Genomic DNA, 2,707 nt, shown 5'->3' with positions numbered 1-2,707 from the left:
GAGGCGGGGACCTCGCCTCCGGCATCCTCGGCGGGCTCGTGATCGGCAGCCTGCTCGACGGCATCTTCGACTGACGCGCCCTTCTCGGCTTTCGCACACCAGAACGGCCCGGTCCCCTGCGGGACCGGGCCGTTCTGCGATTCTGCGATTCCGGATCAGGAAGCGAGCGCCTCGGACGGCGGAGCCTGGGTGCTCAACGCGATCACTCCGTAGTCCCAGCCCTTGCGTCGATAGACGACACTCGGGTGGTCGGTGCGGACATCGACGAACAGGAAGAAGTCGTGTCCGACCAGTTCCATCCTGTCGACGGCTTCCTCGACGGTCATCCACTCGGCATCGAAGCTCTTCGTGCGGATGACGACGGGCGAGTACTCGTCCTCCTCCGCCTGCTGCACCGGCACGCTGCCCGTCGCGACCGCACGGAGGACGTCAGCGGATGCCGGCTGGACGTCGATGCCCTCCAGCACCCCGCTCCCCTTCTCGAAGTGGGCGCCGCGCGGGTGCTGTCGTCCGTCGACCCGCTTCTCCTTCGCGCGACGCAGCTGCTCGGACATCTTGTCCACGGCGAGGTCGAGCGCCACGAACTTGTCGCCGTCCGTCGCCTCTGCGCGGACGACGGGGCCCTTTCCGATCAGCGTGAGCTCGACGGTCTCGTCGGGGATGCGACCGTTGCGATACACACGGTGGGTGACCTTCACATCCAGTCGCTGCGCACGGGACGCGAGCATCTGGATCTTGGCGATCTTCTCTTCGACAACGGTTCGGAAGCGATCGGTGATACCCACTCCGACGCCAACGATGCTTGTTTCCATTGCTGCCTCCTTGTCCCGGTCCTCCCGGCCAAGGGCGGACCGTGGTCGCCTTGTGTCCCCCCACCGTAGTCCGCCCGTCGGCGGATGTCACGGGGTCTTCCCCCTGTGTCGCCGATGCGTTCCCGATGAGGTTCATCCGAATCCGTCACGGCGCGGCGTGGCGGCCAGCGCGACCGCTGCCGAGACGTGGAAGCCCGCCGCGGTCAGCGCCCGTGTCGCCTCGTCGAAGGTCGCCCCTGTAGTGACGACGTCGTCCACGATCACGACCTCGGTGCCTTCGCCTGCCCGACGCACGCGCATCGCGCCGCTCACGTTCGTCGCACGCGCCCGCGCGCCCAGCCCGCGCTGGTCCGAGGTGCCGCCCACGACGCTGAGGAGCCTCTGCGGTTCGGCGTTCGCCCTCCGGATCAGGAGGTCGGGGACACGGTATCCCCGGCGCCGGAAGGCGCTTCGCGACGTCGGCACCGGCACGATCCACCTGCTCGCACTCTCCGTCGAGTTGAGCACGGACGCCAGCGCCGCGCCGAGTGGGCGCGCCAGGAGCGTCTCGCCCTTCCCCTTCAGACGACGGATGCACTGCGCCGCCACCCCTTCGAAGGAGAGCGCGGCCGTCACAGGAAGCCCCTGCGGCGTCGCGAGCCGCTGCGGGTCCGGTTGCAGCGCCTGCCGGCATCGGCCGCACAACAGGGTGCCGGGCTCGTCGCACCCCGCGCAGGTCGCGGCGAGGAGGAAGGCTGCGATCTCGGTGCCCAGATCCAGGAGGTGAGTCTTCGTCCACATCCGACGATTCTGCGGTCTGGCGGTCTGCCCCTCCGAGGATCTCAGGATGTGCGCGCGAAGAGCAGCACATCGCTCTCGCGTGCAGGGAGAGTCACTCCCCAACGCGCGTGGCGAGCACCGCGACGCCGGAGGCGACTTCCCGCCATGCCGACCCCGCGTGGGCGAACAGCTCACCGTTCGCCCCGAGGATGCGCACACCGGACGCCGTGCGCGCCCCGGCGATCGAGACGGCATTGTTCGGTGCGGCCTCCGTCGCCCCCGGCCCCCCGACCATCTGGGTGATCAGTCGCGGGCTGCTCGGATCGGCGAGCACCCCCACCCGGTCGAGTCCGAGCCACACCAGGCCTGTCGCCGGGTCGGCGAGCTGCGTCAGCTGCTTGACCTCTCCGAGTTCGATCGGAACACCGGCCGAGTCCCGGACGACCGCCGCGACGACGACCCACATCTGCTTGCCGACGGTCACGACGGCTGCCACCCTCGCGCCATCCGCCGAGACCCTCAGATGCGAGATCCCCGACGCGCTCGGCCACGCCTTCGCGATCGGATGGGCTACGGCGTCGCTTCCCGACGCCTGCAGGGACGCGGGGGAACCCGTGGGCACCGACCAGGTGTAGCCGTAGGGATCGAGCGAGGGATTGATGAGCCCGGGGCGGGCGTCGAGCTCGTCGAGGCTCCCCGCGCCGACGAGGTAGACGTGCTGGTCGGCGAGTCTGGTGGCGGCGTGGGTGTCGTCGGCGGCCACATCGATCGAGACGATCGGCTGCGGGATCGATGTGATCTCCGCGCTGATCCCGTCGAGCGGCGAGATCTCGTCCCCGACGATGCGCCCGAACGCGCCGTTCTGCAGCACGAGTGTGCCGATCTCGGTGGAGGGCTCCTTGACCTCGGCCTGCCCCGCGTCCAGGTCTCTCCCGTCCACCGTGAATCGCACCTGCGTGACGGCGACGCCGGAGGCCCTGAGGGTAGCCTGGAGCTGCGTGCGCATGCGCGACAGCGTCGTGGCATCCAGTCCGCTGGCCGGGCGCGTGAGCGCGACGTCAGCCACCTGTCCGACGATCGGCACCGCATCCTGCGCCAGCTGCACGTCGGCGGGGAAGGCGTTCTGCACTGCCGGG

3 protein-coding genes are annotated in these 2,707 nt (G+C 69.8%); all 3 read right to left on the bottom strand.

All coding sequences use genetic code 11. The annotated features are described in order from the left end of the window. Positions 1-155 precede the first annotated feature (155 nt). Positions 156-812 (bottom strand): ribosome hibernation-promoting factor, HPF/YfiA family, encoded by a 657-nt coding sequence (gene hpf / locus AX744_RS13825; RefSeq protein WP_046749488.1) that lies wholly within the window; start codon positions 810-812, stop codon positions 156-158. 132 nt (positions 813-944) lie between these two features. Next, entirely contained in the window at positions 945-1,592 is a 648-nt protein-coding gene (locus AX744_RS13820) for a ComF family protein (protein WP_058632642.1), read from the bottom strand. 91 nt (positions 1,593-1,683) lie between these two features. Continuing rightward, positions 1,684-2,707, bottom strand: a 1,024-nt coding sequence (locus AX744_RS13815; RefSeq protein WP_231728819.1) for an LpqB family beta-propeller domain-containing protein, incomplete at its 5' end; no start/stop codon positions are given.

It is taken from the genome of Microbacterium sp. CCH5-D1, assembly GCF_001557335.1.
In the GTDB taxonomy this organism is placed as follows: domain Bacteria; phylum Actinomycetota; class Actinomycetes; order Actinomycetales; family Microbacteriaceae; genus Microbacterium; species Microbacterium oxydans.
This window is presented reverse-complemented; position numbering and strand designations above follow the sequence as displayed.

What these genes read in the sequence shown, in the direction of transcription:
- AX744_RS13820 (WP_058632642.1), bottom strand. Translation starts at nt 1,592, where the DNA reads ATGTGGACGAAGACTCACCTCCTGGATCTGGGCACCGAGATCGCAGCC.
- hpf (WP_046749488.1), bottom strand. Translation starts at nt 812, where the DNA reads ATGGAAACAAGCATCGTTGGCGTCGGAGTGGGTATCACCGATCGCTTC.